We start from the raw sequence: 16,327 nt of genomic DNA, 5'->3' as shown, positions 1-16,327 counted from the left end.
TCTCAACCTGGGAGCCCCCTCATGAAAGCCCTCGTCAAAGCCAAAGCCGAAGAAGGTCTGTGGTTGCAGGAGGTCGACAAGCCGGTCATCGGGCCGGACGATGTCCTGATCCGTGTGCACAACACCGCCATCTGCGGCACCGACGTGCATATCTACAACTGGGACAGCTGGGCGCAAAAAAACGTGCCCGTGCCCATGGTCGTCGGCCATGAGTTTGGCGGCGTGATCGAGGAAGTTGGCGCGGACGTCACCCGGGTCACCCCGGGCATGCGCGTGTCGGGCGAAGGGCATGTGGTGGGCGAGAAGTCGCGCGCCGTGCGCGCCGGTCGCTTCCATCTCGATCCGGACACCAAGGGCGTGGGCGTGAACATGCCCGGCGCGTTCGCCGAATATCTCGTCATCCCGGCGTTCAATGTGGTGCCGCTGCCTGATGAAGTCGCGATGGAGCAGGCGGCCTTTCTTGATCCGCTGGGCAATGCGGTTCACACCGCCACCGCCTTTGATCTCGTGGGGGAAGACGTGCTGATCACTGGCGCAGGGCCGATCGGCATCATGGCCGCTGCGGTCGCGCGTCATTGCGGCGCGCGCCATATCGCGGTGACCGACATCAATCCCGACCGTCTGGCGCTCTTGGAAAAGGTCTGCCCGACCGCTGTTCCGGTGAACACCACCAAAGATGACCTCAAGGATGTGCGCGCGCGCCTGAAGATGACCGAAGGCTTTGATGTCGGCCTTGAAATGTCCGGCGCGGAACCGGCCTTCAACCAGATGGTCGAGAACATGGTGATGGGCGGCAAGATCGCCATGCTGGGCCTGCCCGGCAAGCCGTTCAATCTCGATATGGGCAGCCTGATCATGCGGGCGATCACCTTCAAGGGGATCTATGGCCGGGAAATGTTCGAGACGTGGCACAAGATGCTGGCCATGCTGCAGTCCGGCCTCGATGTCAGCCAGCTCATCACACACCGCCTGCCGGCGACCGACTTCCAGACCGGCTTTGACGCCATGCGCTCGGGCAAGGCGGGCAAGGTGATCCTCGACTGGACGCAGGTTTGATCATTTCGTGAGTGGCGCTTTTGTGTCCGTGCGATAAGAATAGACAAATGACCCATCCCGTAACCCCGCTTGAGTTTTCCGAACTGCCCCAAGCCGAAATGCGCGCGCGGGCGGAGGCGTTCTATGACACCATGCGTCAGCGTCGTACCGTGCGTGACTTCTCCGATCGGCCCGTGCCGCGTGAGATCATCGAGACGGCGATCCTGACGGCGGGCACAGCGCCCAACGGCGCCAATCACCAGCCCTGGCACTTTACCGCCCTGGGGCAGGGGCCGTTGCGCACGCAATTGCGCGAGGCGGCAGAAGCGGAAGAGCGCGCCTTTTACGAGGGCAAGGCCAGCGCGGAATGGCTTGAAGCGCTCGAACCGCTCGGCACGGACGCCAGCAAGCCGTTTCTGGAAACCGCGCCCTGGATCATCGCCGTCTTCGCCCAGCGTCGCGGCGGGCCAAAGCCCGGCGATGACCGGAAGAACTATTATGTCTCTGAAAGCGTTGGAATCGCCTGCGGATTGCTCATCGCAAGCCTGCACCAGGCGGGCTTGGCGACCTTGACTCATACGCCCAACCCGATGGGCTTTCTGACCGAGCTGTGTGAACGGCCTTCAACTGAAAAGCCGATGATGCTGGTCGTCTGTGGCTATCCACAGGAGGGCGCCCAGGTGCCGCTGCATGCGCTTCAGAAAAAGGCGCTCTCCGAGATCAGCGATTTTCGATAGCGAATACAAAAAGGGCGGCGGGCTGACCCGCCGCCCTTTTCATTGAGGCCTATGTGATCAGGAGGCTTGGCGGACGGAGCCGCTGCTCAACTCGCCAATGAGACGGTCCAATGCGTTGAGCACGTCTTCTGAGGACGCTTCCATCTCTTCAACCGCTGATTCTGCGCCCGCGTAGTCGCCTTGGGCGCACAGTCGCGCGGCGCGCTTGCCGCATTCATGGGTCTTGGCGTGCGGCGGCTCGATCGCCTGGAAGGCCGGGATGTGACCATAGTCCTGACGGGCGTTCTCATACCATTTGCCCAGGCGGCAGGAGCGATGATCGGACAGTTCGCTCTCGCTCAGCTCGGTCGCGCCCACGAGCATGCTGTTGAGGCGTTTCTTCCAGAGCAGGTGGTCGGATTTGGCGCAATGCAGGACAAAGTTCTCGATATTGCGTTCGCTCAGCGCCGCCAGCGTCTGGCCAATGGTCGACTCTGTCCCGGCGCTGGCTTCAACTACGTGCTCGACACGCTCGCGGGCGCGGGTGGCTCCGCTCGCGATTTCGGTGACCGAGCTCGACAGGTTTGTGGTGGCGCTTGATTGCTCGGTGATCAGGCTGGCGATCTCGGAGACGATGCGCGCGCTTTCACGCATGGTGTCGGTGACGGAGTTGACCGCGTTTTCAGAGGCGTTCGCCGCATTGATGCCTTCCTGAACCGACCCGGAGGAGTTCGAGACCGCTTCGGTGATGGCGCCCACCTGCTGCTGCAAATGATCCATGCGCTGACGGATATCCTCGGTGGCTTTCGCCGTCTGGCCCGACAGTGCTTTCACTTCACCTGCCACAACCGCGAAACCGCGACCGGCTTCACCGGCGCGCGCTGCTTCGATGGTCGCATTCAGGGCCAGAAGATTGGTCTGGTCGGCGATGGCGGCGATGGTGTCGACGATCTCGGCGATCTGACGCGAAGCCTGCTCAAGATCGGTCACGCGTCCGGTGATGGTTTCAAAGGCGCCGCCAAGCTGTTCGGTTTCAGATCGGGTCAGACGCACGGCGTCCAGACCTGTCTGGGATTGCTCCACGCAGGCGCTAAGCGATTCGGCGCCGCTATTGGCGAGCTTGGTGATGGAGTGGATCGAGAAGTCGAGCTCTTCGACCGCTTTGGACATGCCCGAGACGTGGGTGTCCATCTTGCGCACTTCGCCGGTAGCACGTGACACTGCCGCCATCGCATTGGAATTCTGAACCGAGGCGTTAACGGTGCGCTCCAGTTCTGCGGCGTTGCGCTTTTTCAGCTCATCAGACAGATCCGCCAGAGCGCTTTGCGCCTTGGGCGGTAGTGCGCTCAGATCCGGCTGCCGTCCCGACTTGATGTCGGCGATGGCGACCGCAAGCGCGTCGGTCCAATCAGATGGATGAGAAGCCGCCGCTGGAGCGGATGCAGATTGGGCCGACGCATTCGCGGCAGGTTTGCGACCGAAGCTGAGCATGAATGTCCCCGTATGATCTATGCGATAGGGGTAACGCTCAGTTGGTAAACGCCGCGTTTATCTTTGCCATCAGGCGCGGACGGGACGCGCCACTGCCGTAAAGGACCAGATCAGGGCGATGATCCAGCCGATTACGGTCCAGCCCAGCAGCAAATTCGTCAAAAAGATCGCGAAGCTGTTGTGGTGTCCGCGCAGCAGCGCAATCACCGTGGGCAGAAAATGCAGCAACGCAAGCAGAACCATGACTTCCATGACCAACCTCCTTATTGTTTGTCGATAAATGTGGGGGTGCGCCCGTCAGACTTCAAGTGACGAGTTTGTAAGGTTGGCCGACACAAAAAACCCCGACGCGGAGCGCCGGGGTTTCAGAAGCCTGATATGGCCTGAGCCTATTCAGGGAAGGTGTAGTCCTTGTAGATTTCGCGCAGCTTGGTCTTCAGGATCTTGCCTGTCGCGCCGATCGGCATCTCGTCGATGAACTCGACGCCGTCGGGCAGCCACCATTTGGGGACCCGGGTTGCGAGATAATCGCGAATGGAGTCCGCGGTGGGGTTTGTGTTCGGCTTGGGCTGGATGACCAGAAGCGGACGCTCCTGCCATTTGGGGTGGGGCATGCCCACAGCCGCAGCCATCGCCACATCGGGATGGCCCATGGCGGCGTTTTCCAGATCGATCGAGCTGATCCACTCGCCGCCGGACTTGATGACGTCCTTGGAGCGGTCCGTGATGGTCATGTAGCCATCCTGGTCGATATGGCCGACATCGCCGGTCTTGAACCAGCCGTCATCAGTGAAGCTGTCCGGGCCGGCGCCGCGATAATAGCTGTCGATGATCCAGGGGCCGCGCACATGGATATGGCCGGAGGACTGGCCGTCGCGCGGCAGGACATTGCCGTCATCATCCACGGTGCGCATGTCCACGCCGAACAGGAGGCGGCCCTGCTTGAGCTTGATGCCGACCTTTTCGTCCTCGGTCAGCTCTTCGTGCTTGGGCAGGAGTTTGCCGACTGTCCCCAGCGGGCTCATCTCGGTCATGCCCCAGCCTTGCTGCATCTCGACGTCATACTCGTCCTGATAGGCGCGCATCAGCGCTTCGGGCATGGCCGAGCCGCCCATCAGCACCTTGTCGACGCTGTCGATGCGTTTGCCGCTGTCGCGCAGATACTGCAGCAGACCCAGCCAGACGGTCGGCACGCCAAGGATATTGTTGACGGACTCGCCTTCGATGAGGTTCTGCAGGCTCTCACCGTCAAGCTGTGCGCCCGGCATGACGAGCTTTGCGCCCGCCATCGCCGCCGCATAGGGCACGCCCCAGGCATTGACGTGGAACATCGGAACCACCGGCATCACAACACCGGACGCGCCCACGCCGATGGCGTCGGCTGCGCAGCACGCCATGGCGTGCAGCACCGTGGAGCGATGCGAATAGAGCGCGCCCTTTGGATCTCCCGTCGTGCCGGAGGTGTAGCAAAGACCCGCAGCGGCATTCTCGTCGAATTCGGGGAAGTCGAAATGATCGTCCGCGTTCGAGAGCAGGGTTTCGTAGATGTCGACCTTGGTCTTCATCTCCGGCTTGGTCGCTTCGCCGGTCATGGCGACCCAGCGCTTCACGGTCTTGCAATGCTTGGCGACGGCATCCACCAGCGGCGCGAAGCTGACGTCGAAAAAGACATGCTTGGCCTTGGCGTGATCAATGATCCAGGCGAGCTGTTCGGGGCTCAGGCGCGGATTGGCGGTATGAACGACAGCGCCCACGCCGGACACGGCGTAATAGAGCTCCATATGGCGGTGCGTGTTCCAGGCGATGGTGGTGATCCGATCACCCGGCTTCACCTTCAGCGGTCCTGTCAGAACATTGGCGAGCTTCTGGGTGCGCTTGAAACAGTCGGCATAGCCATAGCGATGGATCTCGCCAGTATCGGGCAGCCGGGACACGATCTCGCGTTGACCGTGGTTCAGCGCCGCATGGCGCAGGATGTCCGCAATCATCAGCGGACGGTTCATCATCTGACCGCGTAGCATGTCGTATTCCTCCCCTGTCACCTGACATGTGTTCGATCACATGCCGGTTCGTTTTGTTGTTGGCTCTATCAAAAGGCTCGAAAGCGCACTACGCAATCCCTTTCACATCAGTTTCTTGCAGCTGCACAACTCCGCGAAAGGCTTTGTATCCATGACGCATCCGCTTCCCGTGTTCGAAGATGTTCGTGCAGCTGCCGCACGCTTGAAAGATCAGGCGGTTCTCACTCCGCTCCTGACCAATCCCGCTCTCGATGCCCGGATGGGCGGACGAATATTTTTAAAAGCGGAATGCCTTCAACGCACCGGCACCTTCAAGTTTCGCGGCGCGTTCAATGCGCTCTCGAAGTTGAGCGAATCGCAAAGGCGGGCCGGCGTGGTCGCCTTCTCGTCCGGCAATCACGCCCAGGGCGTCGCCGAGGCCGCCCGCATTCTGGGTATCAAGGCCGTCATCGTGATGCCGGAGGATGCGCCGGAGGTGAAGAAGGCGGGCGTTCTGGAGCGGGGCGCTGAAATCCGCGCCTATGATCGCGAAACCGAGAGCCGGGTCGAGATCGCCGAAGCGCTGTGCGCCCAAAGCGGCGCTGCGTTGATCCCGTCCTATGACCATCCGGACGTGATCGCCGGGCAGGGGACGTCGGGCCTGGAGATCTTCGAAACCCTGAAGGCGCAGGATATTCAGGCAGACCAGCTGGTCTGCTGTGTCGGTGGCGGCGGTCTGATCGCCGGGATCAATCTCGCCGCCGAGGCGCTGTCGCCTTCAACCAAGATCTATGGCGCCGAACCTGAAGGCTTTGATGACCATGCGCGCTCGCTCGCCAGCGGGGACAAGGTCGTCAATACGCGCAAGGGCGGATCGCTGTGTGATGCGCTGCTGACCGAAACGCCGGGTGAGCTGACCTATGCGATCAACCAGCCGCGCCTGGCGGACATTGGCGTCATCAGCGACCTTGAGGCGTTGCAGGCGGTGCGTCTCGGCTTTGAAACGCTCAAGCTGGTGCTGGAGCCGGGCGGCGCCGCGGCCCTGGCGGCCGTTCTGTCCGGCAAGGTTGATGTGAAGGACAAGACGACGGTGATCGTCCTGACCGGCGGCAATGTGGACAGCGCCGTCTTCAAGCAGGCGCTGTCCAGCTAGCGCCTCAACGCTCCGCGCCGCCGTCTTCGCCGTCTTCAGGCAGGGTGAGAACCGGCGCGTCCGGTCCCTGAGCCGGATCGGTCTCTTCCATGGCCGCTTCGGCCGCCTGTGCTTCACGCAAGGCCGCGACGAAATCATCGGGCAAGGCCGGCAGGTCGCGCGCAAACTGACCCGACATGTCTTCGGTGATGTTCAGCGGCGTGGTCAGCCCGTCATTGAGACGGGCGCGATAGACCTGAAGGTTCTCGATGATGCGCTGAACATAATTGCGCGTTTCCGAGAACGGGATGGATTCCACCCAGTCGATCGGGTCGATGTCGTCCGTGCGCGGGTCGCCGTAATTTCTGACCCAGCGCCGCACGCGATGCCCGCCCGCATTATAGGCGGCGAGCGCCATGACGAGCGAGCCTTCGTAATCGGTAACGACTTCCTGCAGGTGCGCCATGCCGAGCGTCAGATTGTAGTTCGGATCATCGGTCAGCCAGTGGAAGCTGTAGGGCAGGTCCAGCTGACGCGCGGTCTGGCGCGCTGTCGCCGGCATCATCTGCATCAGCCCGCGTGCGCCCGCGCCGGAGATGGCCTGCGGATCAAACTCGGTTTCCTGACGGATCACAGAATAGGTCAGCGCGGCTTCGGGAGAGACCGGCGCGGACTCGGGCAGATCAATCATCGGATAGGCGCGCTCGGCCAGGATCATGCCCTGCAGGCGGCCCGCTTTCGCAGCCCGCACGGCCTGGCGAATCTGGAGGTATTCCAGGGCGATGTCGGTCAGCATGGCCTGTTCTTCAGGCGTCTGCATCTCGTCATCGAAATGGTACATGAAGACCCGGAAAAGATAGTCCGCATTGACCTCCGCCAGAAGGCGCAGCGCCTGGATTTCCGGACGGGCGTTGAACGCGGCGCGCGCTTCTTCGCTGGGTTGCGGATCGGGCGGCAGGTCAAGCTGTGCGGCATCCGGACCCAGCGCGAGGATGGCGAGCTGGCCATAATACGCCGTGGGATAGCCTGCGGCGGCTTCAAAGCGCTCTGAAGCGATCTCCAGTTCGCCGGCGGCTTCGGCGGCCCGGCCCTGCCAATAGAGCGCGCGCGATGTTGATACGGGGGTGGTTACACCGTCTTCAAGCCGGTCGAAATGATCAAACGCCACACCGGGCTGGTCGAGCTTGGTCAGCGCCAGCCAGCCCGCCAGAAATTCGGCGTCGGCGAAATCCACACCACTTTCCATGCCGTTGGCGGCGGCGAGTTCATAGGCGGTCTCGAAATCCTGATCGCGGATCAGGTCCAGGATCATCAGCTTGCGCTCGGTCCACATGGATTCCAGCGCCGAGCTGTTGGTGTAACTGTCAGGCAGCTCCAGCAGCAGTTCCAACGAGGTGTCGAGCCCGCGCTGACGCCGCCAGCGGGCGCGTTCATAGACTAGCCCCGGCGTGTTGGTGAGAGAGTCCGGCACCGCGGCGACAGCGCTGTCCACGCCGCTGGAGCGGCTGGCGAGACGGATGCGGGCCTCGGCCACGCGGCGCTGACCGGCGCTCAGCTGCGGCAGCAGACGACTGGCGGAGGTGCGTTGTCCGGCCCAGAGCAGGAAGTCCACGCGCGCGGCGTGATCTTCATCGCTCAATATGTTGCCATGCTCGCGCAGCACCTCATTCTGGTTGGACAGGCGCATGGTCTGGGTGCGCCAGGCGGTCCTGATCTGTTCAGCCCCTTCATCGGCGCGTCCCAGCTCGATCAGCGCTTCGCCCAGGGCGATCCGGCCTTCTCCGGTCACCGGCTCGCGATCCTCGAACCAGGCCACGATCAGCGCCGGGCTGAGCCCTGAATCCTCGATCTTCCATTCCGCTTCGCGCCGGATGGAGGCGTGGCGCGGCCAGCCTTCGAGCTCATCAATGGCGCGGTCGAGATCGGAGAAGGGGGCGCGCGCATCACTCACCGCCACGCGCCACAGCAGGATGTGATCGGCCACCGGGTTTTCGAGCGTCATGATCGCCTGGCGGACAGCGGCCCAATCATCGTCATCCGCATCACGCATGCCGTGTCGGAACGCGGTGAAATCGGCGTCATTCAGCACCAGTGAATGGTTGGGAACGGCCGGTTTCAGACGCGGAGACGGCGTTTGCGCGTCAGCGGCGGACAAGGGCAGGGCAAGGGCGAGCAGGAGCAGCGCGGCGCGAGTCGAAGTCACGGCTGAACGTCCTATGTAAGAGCCAGATGAGGATCAGGGTGAGCCAAGTGCACGCTGCTGTCCATGGTTGTCCTCTGCACTTGGCGCAAATCGGCGGCCCGCGTATGGTCCGCGCCAGAATTTGAAGTTCCGATGAAGGTTTGCCCCATGTTCAAAGGCTCCATGACAGCGCTGGTCACCCCATTCAAGAACGGCGCCGTTGACGAGAAGGCCTTCGCAGCCCTGATTGAGCGCCAGATCGCGGCCGGCACGCATGCCCTGGTGCCCGCAGGCACGACGGGCGAAACCCCGACCCTGACCCAGGAAGAGCGCCTGCGCGTGGTCGAGCTGTGCGTTGAGGTGGCGGGCGGCCGGGTTCCGGTGATGGCGGGCACGGGCGTGAATTCGACAGCGACGTCCGTCCAGTTCCAGCAGCACGCCAAGGAGACCGGGGCGGATGCGGGCCTGGTCGTCGCGCCGTATTACAACAAGCCGTCCCAGGCCGGGATTCTGGCGCACTTCACGGCCATCGCCGACGCCGTGGCTCTGCCGATCTTTGTCTACAACATTCCCGGTCGGTCGATCGTCGACATTACGCCGGAAACCATGGCGCAGATGGCGCGGCATCCCAATATCGTCGGCGTGAAGGATGCGACGGCGGACATGTCCCGGGTGACGCGCCATCGCAATCTGATCGGTGAGAGCTTTATCCAGTTGTCCGGCGATGACGCCTCGGCCCTGGGTTATAACGCCCATGGCGGGCACGGCGCGATTTCGGTCAGCGCCAATGTCGCGCCCGATTTGTGCGCGAAGTTCCAGACGGCCTGTCTGGAAGGCCGCTGGGACGAGGCGCGCACATTGAACGACACGCTGCAGCCTTTACATGAAGCGCTGTTCGCTGCGCCCAGCCCGGGGCCCAGCAAATATGCGCTGTCGCTTCTGGGCCTGTGCGAAGAGGAAGTCCGGCTTCCGCTGGTGGAATGCCCTGACGATGTGAAAGCCCGGGTTCGCACGGCGATGGAAGGCTGTGGTCTGATATGAGCAAGAAAAAAGAGGATGCCGGACTGGTCGCCGTTAATCGGCGCGCGCGTTTCGATTACGAGATCGAGGACACGTTCGAGGCCGGGATCCAGCTAGTCGGAACCGAGGTGAAATCGCTGCGAGCGGGGAAGGCCAATATCGCCGAGTCCTATGTGAGTCCCGAAGATGGCGAGGTCTATCTGATCAATTCGGATATCCCGCCCTACGATCATGGCAATCGCTTCAACCACAATCCCCGTCGCCGTCGGAAGCTCCTTCTGAAAAAGAAGGAAATCAACAAGATCGCCGGTTCTGTGGCGCGCGAGGGTCGGACGGTCGTGCCGCTGCGCATGTATTTCAACGAACGCGGCATCGCCAAGCTCCAGATCGCGCTCGCCAAGGGCAAGAAGACCGTGGACAAGCGCGAGACGAAGAAAGAGCGTGACTGGCAGCGCCAGAAGTCGCGCCTGATGAAAACCTTCGGCTAAACGAACGCTAAGCTGCCTCAGCGTGCATCGATATGCGTTCTCGCTGCGCGGAACACGTCATGGAACATGGCTTCGGTCAGCCGCCCGGTGTTCGTGTTGTAGCGTGAGCAGTGATAGCTGTCGAAGAGGGCGAGCGGGCCATTGGGACCGTCCACGTCATGGCGTGCGCCATGGGCGAACTTGAACGCCGATTGCTTGTAGCCGAGCGCCTTGAGCGTGTTCTCGTGCGCGACCCGTCCCAGACAGATCAGGGTGGTCAGCCGGGGCAGGGCGGTGATGCGTGCGGTCAGGAAGGGGCGGCAATTGTTCATTTCCGCGCCAATGGGCTTGTTTTGCGGCGGGACACAACGCACGGCATTGGTGATCATGGCGTCCACAAGGCGCAGATCATCCTGGCCGTCGGGTTGAAACGGGCCCCTGGAAAAGCCGAAGGCGTCAAGCGTCGGATAAAGGAGATCGCCGGCCCAGTCGCCGGTAAACGGGCGAGCCGTGCGGTTTGCGCCGCCGCGACCAGGAGCCAGCCCGACCACGAGCAGACGGGCGGCGTCGTCCCCGAAGCTGGGAACGGCGCCGTTGAACCAGTCCGGCTCGGCCGCGATGTTTTCAAGGCGATACGCGACCAGTCGCGGGCAGAGCGCGCAATCAGGCGCGGGCTCTGCCGGGATCGTCCTATTCGTCATCGTCAGTGTCGGCGTCGTCATAATCACGCTGACGACGTTCACGGCCGACCAGCTTGCCCAGATCCTGCAGCTCGATGAAAGTGTCCGCCTGGCGACGCAGTTCATCCGAGGCCATGGGCGGGGATGATTTCAGGGTGGAGACGACCGACACCCGCACGCCCTTGCGCTGCACAGCCTCGACCACTTTCTTGAAGTCGCCATCCCCAGAGAACAGCACGATGTGATCGAGGTAATCGGCGGCTTCCATGACATCGATGGCCAGATCGACATCCATATCGCCCTTGATGCGGCGACGACCGGAATCGTCGGTGAACTCCTTGGCCGCCTTCGTGATGACCTTGAAGCCGTTGTAATCAAGCCAGTCGATCAGGGGGCGGATGGGCGTGTACTCTTCGCTTTCAATCAAAGCGGTGTAGTAATTGGCGCGAATAAGGCGACCGCGCTTACGAAACTCTTCCAGTAGGCGTTTGTAATCGATGTCGAAATCAAGGTTTCGCGCAGCCGAATACAAGTTTGCGCCATCTATGAACAATCCGAGCTTCTCGTTCGGGTAGAAGGTCATATCTATGCCTTTCCAACAATCTTTAAGCGGGAATAAGGCTCAGCCAGGAATATTCATCGCCCTGGGAGCCAATCAACATTACCGTCGTTGCACGCCGTTTGAAAACCTGCGTCGTGCATTGGGGTTATTAGGGCGACATGGGGTTCGCCTCCTGTCTTGCTCGCGTCCATGGCGAACGCCGGCCTGGCCGGACCCGTCCTTGCCTCCCTTTCTGAACGCTGCTGCGCAAATCGCCTGGTCAGGCGATGATCCTCACCGTCTGATGCAGATCCTGCACACAGTCGAAACGGCTTGCGGGCGCGAGCGTTCCATACGCAATGCGCCCAGAACGCTCGATCTAGATCTGATTGATTACAAGGGAAGCGTGCTCAGGCCAGAGAGCGCCTTCGAGCTGACATTGCCCCATCCCAGGGTTCAGTATCGCGCTTTCGTGCTCTTGCCTCTGCGGGAGATTGCGCCACACTGGCGAGCGCCCGATACGGGCATGGACATAGACCGCTTGATCGGTCGGCTCAGCTGGCATGACCGCAAGGACTGTCGCCCTGCGGGCGGGGTGCTTGATGCTGCGTCGTACAGGTTGAAGCGGGCGGCCAGTTAAGCTATCAGCACTCTTTCAACTCTTACGTATTCAAGGAGCGCCCCCCGGCATGGCTCGCGTTACCGTCGAAGATTGCATCGAGAAGGTCGATAACCGGTTCCGTCTGGTTCTTCTGGCCGCGCATCGCGCCCGTAACATCTCCGCCGGCGCGGAGCTGACCCTGGATCGTGACAACGACAAGAACCCGGTCGTGGCGCTGCGTGAGATTGCTGACGAGAAGCTGGACCTCGAGACGCTGGGTGAAAGCCTGGTGTCCGGTCTGCAGCGCGTCATCCCGTCCGATGATGACGAAGGCGGCATTGAAGAGCGCGTGCCGCAAACTGAAGCGCCTGCCGCTCCGGCGCTGCCTGCGCCTGAAATGGACGAAACCGCCATGCTGAAGGCGCTGCAGTCTGACCGTGACGGCCCGGCTGACGGCCGACTTTAAGCCTCATGAGTGCGCTGGCGTCCCCGTCTGCGCTCGCATCCGCCGACGCAATCCCGAGCGCCGACGATCTGGTTGCGCGTGTCCAGGCGTATTATCCTCAGGCTGATGCGGATCTGATCCGTCGCGCGTACGACTTTGCGCGCGACAGTCATGAGGGACAGTCGCGCCAGTCCGGTCACCCCTATTACTCCCACGTCGTCGCCGTCGCCATGTTATTGGCGGAGCTGCGTCTGGATGTGGCGACCGTATGCACCGGCCTGTTGCACGATACGGTCGAGGATACCTCGGCGACGCTTGAGGATATCGAACGCCTGTTCGGCGCGGACGTCGCCAAGCTCGTTGATGGGGTCACCAAGCTGGGGCAGATGGAGCTCGCCTCCAAACGCACCAAGCAAGCGGAAAACCTGCAAAAGCTCGTGGTCGCGATTACGCGCGATGTCCGCGTGCTGCTCGTGAAGCTGTGCGACCGGCTGCACAACATGCGCACGCTGCATTATGTGCCCAAGCCCGAGAAGCGTGAACGCGTGGCGCTTGAAACCCTTGAGATCTATGCGCCTCTGGCTCGCCGGATCGGGGTGAACCGGGTCTGTGTCGAGCTTGAAAACCTGTCCTTCGAGAACGTCAATCCGGCCGCCTATGAGTCTGTCACGCGCCGTCTGACCGAATTGCGTGAAACCCGCGCTGACGCTGTTGCAATCGTCTCGTCCACACTCTCAGAGCAGCTCACCGACGCCGGAATTGAGTGTCGGGTGTTCGGGCGTGAGAAGCGCCCTTATTCCATCTGGCGCAAGTTGGAGAAGAAGGGCGTGTCGTTTGACGATATCGCCGACATCTACGCCTTCCGCATCCTCACTGCGACGCCGGAAGACTGCTATGCCGCGCTTGGCGTGGTGCACCGGACCTGGCGCTGCGTGCCCGAGCGTTTCCACGACTACATCTCCACGCCCAAGCCGAACAATTACCGCTCGCTGCACACCACGATCATCGGGCCGGGCAATATTCGCGTGGAGCTTCAGATCCGCACCGAAGAGATGGAGCGCGTGGCCGATACCGGGGTTGCGGCGCATTGGCGCTACAAGACCGAGAATGGCTATGGCTATGATCCCAAGGCGGCGCGCGAGGCTGGCGGCGATCCGCTCGATCGCCTGCGCCCCTTTGTGGAGATCCTGGAGCAGGGTGGGGACCCGGACGAATTCCTCGAGCACGCCAAGCTCGAAATGTTCTCAGACCAGGTCTACTGCTTCACACCCAAGGGGCGGCTCATTGCCTTGCCCAACGGGGCGACTCCGCTCGATTTCGCTTTCGCGGTCCATACCGAGCTGGGCTATACGGCCATTGGCGCGCGCATCAATGGTCGCGAACGTCCGCTGCGCCAGCGCCTCTCCAATGGCGATGTGGTTGAGATCGTCAAAGGCGGCGAGCGCCAGCCGCCCGCCGGTTGGGAAGAAGTCGCGGTCACCGGACGCGCCCGCGCGGCTATACGCAAACTGATCCGCGAATCCGAAAGCGAGGAGTTTGCGCGTATCGGTCGCGTGATCGCCGAGCACGCCTTTGCGCGTGAGGGCAAGGAATTCAAGGACAATGCGCTAGGCGACGCGCTCAAGCGTCTCGAGCTTGAAGACGCGGAAGCCCTGCTGATTGCCCTGGGGCGCGGCACTGTGAGTTCGTCTGAAATGCTTGATGCGGTGTTCCCCGGTCAACGAGAGTATCGTGGCGACAGCCTGTCTGACCGCGAGCTCATTGAGGATGACAAGGGCGCGCTCTTTGTTCATGGCCGGGGCCTGACGCCGGGCGTGTCGCTGCATTTCGCCGAGTGCTGCTCGCCCATTCCGGGTGACCGGATTGTGGGCGTCATGCAGCCTGGCCGGGGCGTTCAGGTCCATGTGATTGATTGCGAACGTCTGGCGGCGCTTGAAGACGACGCGAACCTCGCCAACTGGATCGACCTCAAATGGACGCCTGAAGCGGATACGCGCGGCGTATCTGTGGGCCGGATTCACGCCACCATCCGGAACGAACCGGGCGTGCTGGCGGAAATCGCGGGCGTCGTGGGGGATGCACGCGGCAACATCACCGATGTGAAGACCTTGTCGCGAACTCGCGACTTTTTCGAGATGGCGTTTGATGTCGAGGTTTTTGACGCGCGCCATCTGAGCAATATTGTTTCGGCGCTGAAGACCAGCGATCGCGTCGTTTCGGCTGAACGTGCGCGTTTGACCGAAGACGCTGCCTTAAAGGAGACCGCATGACCACCGAGGACGTGCTGGCGGAGTTCAAGGAGGCGGGCGCCCTTCTTGAAGGTCATTTCATTCTCTCGTCCGGGCTGCGCAGTCCGGTCTTTTTGCAAAAGGCCCTGGTCTTTCGCGATGCGGCGCGCACCGAGCGTCTGTGCAAGGCGCTCGCTGAGGCGCTTAAACAGGCAGGGCATGGCCCGTTTACGGCCATCGTCTCACCGGCCATGGGCGGAATCATTCCCGGCTATGAAACCAGCCGTCACATGGATCTGCCCTTCATGTTCGTGGAGCGCGAGAACGGTGAGTTTGCGCTGCGTCGCGGGTTTGAGCTGACGGCTGCGGACCGGGTGCTCGTGATCGAGGATATCGTCACCACCGGACTCAGCTCGCGCGAATGCATTGCGGCCATTGAAAAATCCGGCGCCAAGGTCGTGGCGGAAGGCTGTCTGGTGGACCGGTCCGGCGGCAAGGCCGATGTGGGCGTGCCGCTGGTAGCGCTCGCCTCGGTCAACTTCCCGGCCTATCCGGCGGATGATCTGCCTGAAGAGCTGGAACGCATTCCCGCGATCAAACCGGGCAGCCGAGGGCTGGCCTGATGACCAAGCCGCGCCAGAGACTGGGCCTGAATATCGACCATGTGGCGACCATCCGGAACGCCCGCGGCGGTGTGCATCCCGATCCCGCGCGCGCGGCGGCCATGGCCCAGGCGGCGGGCGCGGACGGGCTGACCATTCATTTGCGAGAAGACCGGCGTCACATACAGGACGCGGATCTTCAGAAAGTGCGTGAAGCCTCGCAATTGCCGATCAATCTGGAAATGGCTGCGACCGAGGAAATGACCGCGATCGCGGTCGGCTTCAAACCGCACGCGGCCTGCATTGTTCCTGAAAAGCGCGAGGAGCGGACGACTGAAGGCGGGCTCGATGTCGCCGGCCTTCACAATCAGATCGCGCCTGTGGTGCGCCGTCTGGCGGATGCCGGTTGCCGGGTGTCGCTTTTCATCGAGCCAGACCCGGTTCAGATCGCCGTCGCCGAAGTGCTGGGCGCGCCTGTGGTCGAGCTTCATACCGGGCGCTATGCCGAGCTCTGGCTTGAAGGTGGTCAGGATGCAGCGGCGGCCGAGCTCGAGCGCATTCGCATGGCGGCGGTTGAGGCGCGCAAGCGCGGTTTGGAACCCCATGCCGGTCATGGTCTGACATTTGACAATGTGAAACCGGTTGCCGCCATTACAGAGATCGCCGAGCTCAATATCGGGCATTTCCTTATCGGCGAAGCGATCTTCACCGGACTCGACACGGCGGTGAAGCATATGCGCGCCTTGATGGATGAGGCCTGGTCGGAGACAGCCCTGTGATTCTGGGCGTTGGATCGGACCTGACCGACATTCGGCGGATCGACCGGGCGATCGGGCGCTTTGGCGCGCGGTTTCTGGATCGTATCTATACTCAAGCCGAGCAGGCGCGCGCCGAAGCGCGTCCGGGGCGGATCAATACCTACGCCAAACGATTTGCGGCCAAGGAAGCCTGCGCCAAGGCCATTGGCGGAGGCTTGTGGCGCGGGGTCAGCTTCACCGATATCGAGGTGATGAATCTCAAGGGCGGCAAGCCCACCATTCATCTCAGTGGCGAGGCGCAGGCCCAGCTCATGGCCCGCATTCCCGAAGGCCGGGCCGCCCGGTTTCATGTGACGATGAGTGACGAGCCGCCCTACGCCCAGGCCTTTGTGGTGATCGAAGCGGTTGACCCGGGGCTCGCTTGAGAGA

At 62.2% G+C, this 16,327-nt stretch carries 17 protein-coding genes; 11 read left to right on the top strand and 6 right to left on the bottom strand.

Annotated features, from left to right (window positions below; all coding sequences use genetic code 11):
- Positions 1 to 21: 21 nt before the first annotated feature.
- Together tdh and RBA95_RS04795 are read left to right on the top strand one after the other, a co-directional pair.
- The gene (tdh, locus tag RBA95_RS04800; protein ID WP_306015674.1) at positions 22 to 1,056 is read left to right on the top strand and encodes an L-threonine 3-dehydrogenase; all 1,035 of its coding nucleotides are present in this window, start codon (positions 22 to 24) and stop codon (positions 1,054 to 1,056) included.
- Positions 1,057 to 1,103: 47 nt separating this feature from the next.
- A complete protein-coding gene (locus RBA95_RS04795) occupies positions 1,104 to 1,772 on the top strand; it encodes a nitroreductase family protein (protein ID WP_306015673.1) in 669 nt (222 codons plus the stop codon).
- Positions 1,773 to 1,829: 57 nt separating this feature from the next.
- Here RBA95_RS04795 and RBA95_RS04790 read toward each other — a convergent pair whose 3' ends face one another.
- The 3 genes from RBA95_RS04790 to RBA95_RS04780 form a co-directional block, all read right to left on the bottom strand.
- Positions 1,830 to 3,242, bottom strand: coding sequence for a methyl-accepting chemotaxis protein (locus RBA95_RS04790; protein WP_306015672.1), 1,413 nt, complete (start codon positions 3,240 to 3,242; stop codon positions 1,830 to 1,832).
- Positions 3,243 to 3,311: 69 nt separating this feature from the next.
- On the bottom strand, positions 3,312 to 3,494 hold the full coding sequence (locus tag RBA95_RS04785; protein ID WP_306015671.1) for a superinfection immunity protein: 183 nt from the start codon (positions 3,492 to 3,494) through the stop codon (positions 3,312 to 3,314).
- 137 nt (positions 3,495 to 3,631) lie between these two features.
- The gene (locus RBA95_RS04780; protein WP_306015670.1) at positions 3,632 to 5,263 is read right to left on the bottom strand and encodes a long-chain-fatty-acid--CoA ligase; all 1,632 of its coding nucleotides are present in this window, start codon (positions 5,261 to 5,263) and stop codon (positions 3,632 to 3,634) included.
- Positions 5,264 to 5,414: 151 nt separating this feature from the next.
- Here RBA95_RS04780 and RBA95_RS04775 point away from each other — a divergent pair, with 151 nt between their 5' ends.
- A complete protein-coding gene (locus RBA95_RS04775) occupies positions 5,415 to 6,395 on the top strand; it encodes a threonine/serine dehydratase (RefSeq protein WP_306015669.1) in 981 nt (326 codons plus the stop codon).
- 4 nt (positions 6,396 to 6,399) lie between these two features.
- Here RBA95_RS04775 and RBA95_RS04770 read toward each other — a convergent pair whose 3' ends face one another.
- Positions 6,400 to 8,577 carry a lytic transglycosylase domain-containing protein gene (locus RBA95_RS04770; RefSeq protein WP_306015668.1) on the bottom strand — a complete coding sequence of 726 codons (2,178 nt, stop codon included), beginning with the start codon at positions 8,575 to 8,577 and terminating at the stop codon, positions 6,400 to 6,402.
- Between the two features lie 147 nt (positions 8,578 to 8,724).
- On the opposite strand from RBA95_RS04770, the gene dapA reads away from it, so the two are divergent.
- Positions 8,725 to 9,597: a 4-hydroxy-tetrahydrodipicolinate synthase gene (dapA, locus tag RBA95_RS04765; RefSeq protein WP_306015667.1), complete on the top strand. Its 873-nt coding sequence runs from the start codon at positions 8,725 to 8,727 to the stop codon at positions 9,595 to 9,597.
- Complete coding sequence (gene smpB, locus RBA95_RS04760; protein WP_306015666.1) at positions 9,594 to 10,064, top strand: SsrA-binding protein SmpB; 471 nt, start codon at positions 9,594 to 9,596, stop codon at positions 10,062 to 10,064. Before dapA ends, smpB begins: the two co-directional genes overlap by 4 nt.
- Before the next feature lie 17 nt (positions 10,065 to 10,081).
- On the opposite strand, the gene RBA95_RS04755 is transcribed toward smpB, so the two are convergent.
- Together RBA95_RS04755 and RBA95_RS04750 are read right to left on the bottom strand one after the other, a co-directional pair.
- Positions 10,082 to 10,744: a uracil-DNA glycosylase gene (locus tag RBA95_RS04755; RefSeq protein WP_306015665.1), complete on the bottom strand. Its 663-nt coding sequence runs from the start codon at positions 10,742 to 10,744 to the stop codon at positions 10,082 to 10,084.
- A complete protein-coding gene (locus RBA95_RS04750; protein ID WP_306015664.1) occupies positions 10,734 to 11,306 on the bottom strand; it encodes an NYN domain-containing protein in 573 nt (190 codons plus the stop codon). Before RBA95_RS04750 ends, RBA95_RS04755 begins: the two co-directional genes overlap by 11 nt.
- Before the next feature lie 4 nt (positions 11,307 to 11,310).
- On the opposite strand from RBA95_RS04750, the gene folK reads away from it, so the two are divergent.
- The 6 genes from folK to acpS are packed head-to-tail and all read left to right on the top strand — an operon-like array spanning position 11,311 to position 16,323.
- The gene (gene folK / locus RBA95_RS04745; RefSeq protein ID WP_306015663.1) at positions 11,311 to 11,904 is read left to right on the top strand and encodes a 2-amino-4-hydroxy-6-hydroxymethyldihydropteridine diphosphokinase; all 594 of its coding nucleotides are present in this window, start codon (positions 11,311 to 11,313) and stop codon (positions 11,902 to 11,904) included.
- 49 nt (positions 11,905 to 11,953) lie between these two features.
- On the top strand, positions 11,954 to 12,331 hold the full coding sequence (rpoZ, locus tag RBA95_RS04740; RefSeq protein WP_306015662.1) for a DNA-directed RNA polymerase subunit omega: 378 nt from the start codon (positions 11,954 to 11,956) through the stop codon (positions 12,329 to 12,331).
- A 5-nt stretch (positions 12,332 to 12,336) separates the two neighbouring features.
- Entirely contained in the window at positions 12,337 to 14,580 is a 2,244-nt protein-coding gene (locus RBA95_RS04735; RefSeq protein ID WP_306015661.1) for a bifunctional (p)ppGpp synthetase/guanosine-3',5'-bis(diphosphate) 3'-pyrophosphohydrolase, read from the top strand.
- Entirely contained in the window at positions 14,577 to 15,161 is a 585-nt protein-coding gene (pyrE, locus tag RBA95_RS04730; RefSeq protein WP_306015660.1) for an orotate phosphoribosyltransferase, read from the top strand. Before RBA95_RS04735 ends, pyrE begins: the two co-directional genes overlap by 4 nt.
- A complete protein-coding gene (locus RBA95_RS04725; protein ID WP_306015659.1) occupies positions 15,161 to 15,919 on the top strand; it encodes a pyridoxine 5'-phosphate synthase in 759 nt (252 codons plus the stop codon). Before pyrE ends, RBA95_RS04725 begins: the two co-directional genes overlap by 1 nt.
- The gene (gene acpS, locus RBA95_RS04720) at positions 15,916 to 16,323 is read left to right on the top strand and encodes a holo-ACP synthase (RefSeq protein ID WP_306015658.1); all 408 of its coding nucleotides are present in this window, start codon (positions 15,916 to 15,918) and stop codon (positions 16,321 to 16,323) included. The genes RBA95_RS04725 and acpS overlap by 4 nt, the downstream gene beginning before the upstream one ends.
- Positions 16,324 to 16,327 lie beyond the last annotated feature (4 nt).

The organism is Oceanicaulis sp. MMSF_3324, from assembly GCF_030733545.1.
GTDB lineage: Bacteria > Pseudomonadota > Alphaproteobacteria > Caulobacterales > Maricaulaceae > Oceanicaulis.
Note: the sequence above shows the minus strand (reverse complement) of the source record. Positions and strands in the feature narration are given on the sequence as shown.

Excerpts from the sequence above, each read along its gene's own strand:
- dapA (WP_306015667.1), top strand. The coding sequence starts at position 8,725 with ATGTTCAAAGGCTCCATGACAGCGCTGGTCACCCCATTCAAGAACGGC.
- tdh (WP_306015674.1), top strand. The coding sequence starts at position 22 with ATGAAAGCCCTCGTCAAAGCCAAAGCCGAAGAAGGTCTGTGGTTGCAG.
- RBA95_RS04790 (WP_306015672.1), bottom strand. The coding sequence starts at position 3,242 with ATGCTCAGCTTCGGTCGCAAACCTGCCGCGAATGCGTCGGCCCAATCT.
- pyrE (WP_306015660.1), top strand. The coding sequence starts at position 14,577 with ATGACCACCGAGGACGTGCTGGCGGAGTTCAAGGAGGCGGGCGCCCTT.
- RBA95_RS04775 (WP_306015669.1), top strand. The coding sequence starts at position 5,415 with ATGACGCATCCGCTTCCCGTGTTCGAAGATGTTCGTGCAGCTGCCGCA.
- RBA95_RS04795 (WP_306015673.1), top strand. The coding sequence starts at position 1,104 with ATGACCCATCCCGTAACCCCGCTTGAGTTTTCCGAACTGCCCCAAGCC.
- RBA95_RS04785 (WP_306015671.1), bottom strand. The coding sequence starts at position 3,494 with ATGGAAGTCATGGTTCTGCTTGCGTTGCTGCATTTTCTGCCCACGGTG.
- rpoZ (WP_306015662.1), top strand. The coding sequence starts at position 11,954 with ATGGCTCGCGTTACCGTCGAAGATTGCATCGAGAAGGTCGATAACCGG.
- smpB (WP_306015666.1), top strand. The coding sequence starts at position 9,594 with ATGAGCAAGAAAAAAGAGGATGCCGGACTGGTCGCCGTTAATCGGCGC.
- folK (WP_306015663.1), top strand. The coding sequence starts at position 11,311 with ATGCCTTTCCAACAATCTTTAAGCGGGAATAAGGCTCAGCCAGGAATA.
- RBA95_RS04750 (WP_306015664.1), bottom strand. The coding sequence starts at position 11,306 with ATGACCTTCTACCCGAACGAGAAGCTCGGATTGTTCATAGATGGCGCA.
- RBA95_RS04780 (WP_306015670.1), bottom strand. The coding sequence starts at position 5,263 with ATGCTACGCGGTCAGATGATGAACCGTCCGCTGATGATTGCGGACATC.
- RBA95_RS04735 (WP_306015661.1), top strand. The coding sequence starts at position 12,337 with ATGAGTGCGCTGGCGTCCCCGTCTGCGCTCGCATCCGCCGACGCAATC.
- RBA95_RS04725 (WP_306015659.1), top strand. The coding sequence starts at position 15,161 with ATGACCAAGCCGCGCCAGAGACTGGGCCTGAATATCGACCATGTGGCG.
- RBA95_RS04755 (WP_306015665.1), bottom strand. The coding sequence starts at position 10,744 with ATGACGAATAGGACGATCCCGGCAGAGCCCGCGCCTGATTGCGCGCTC.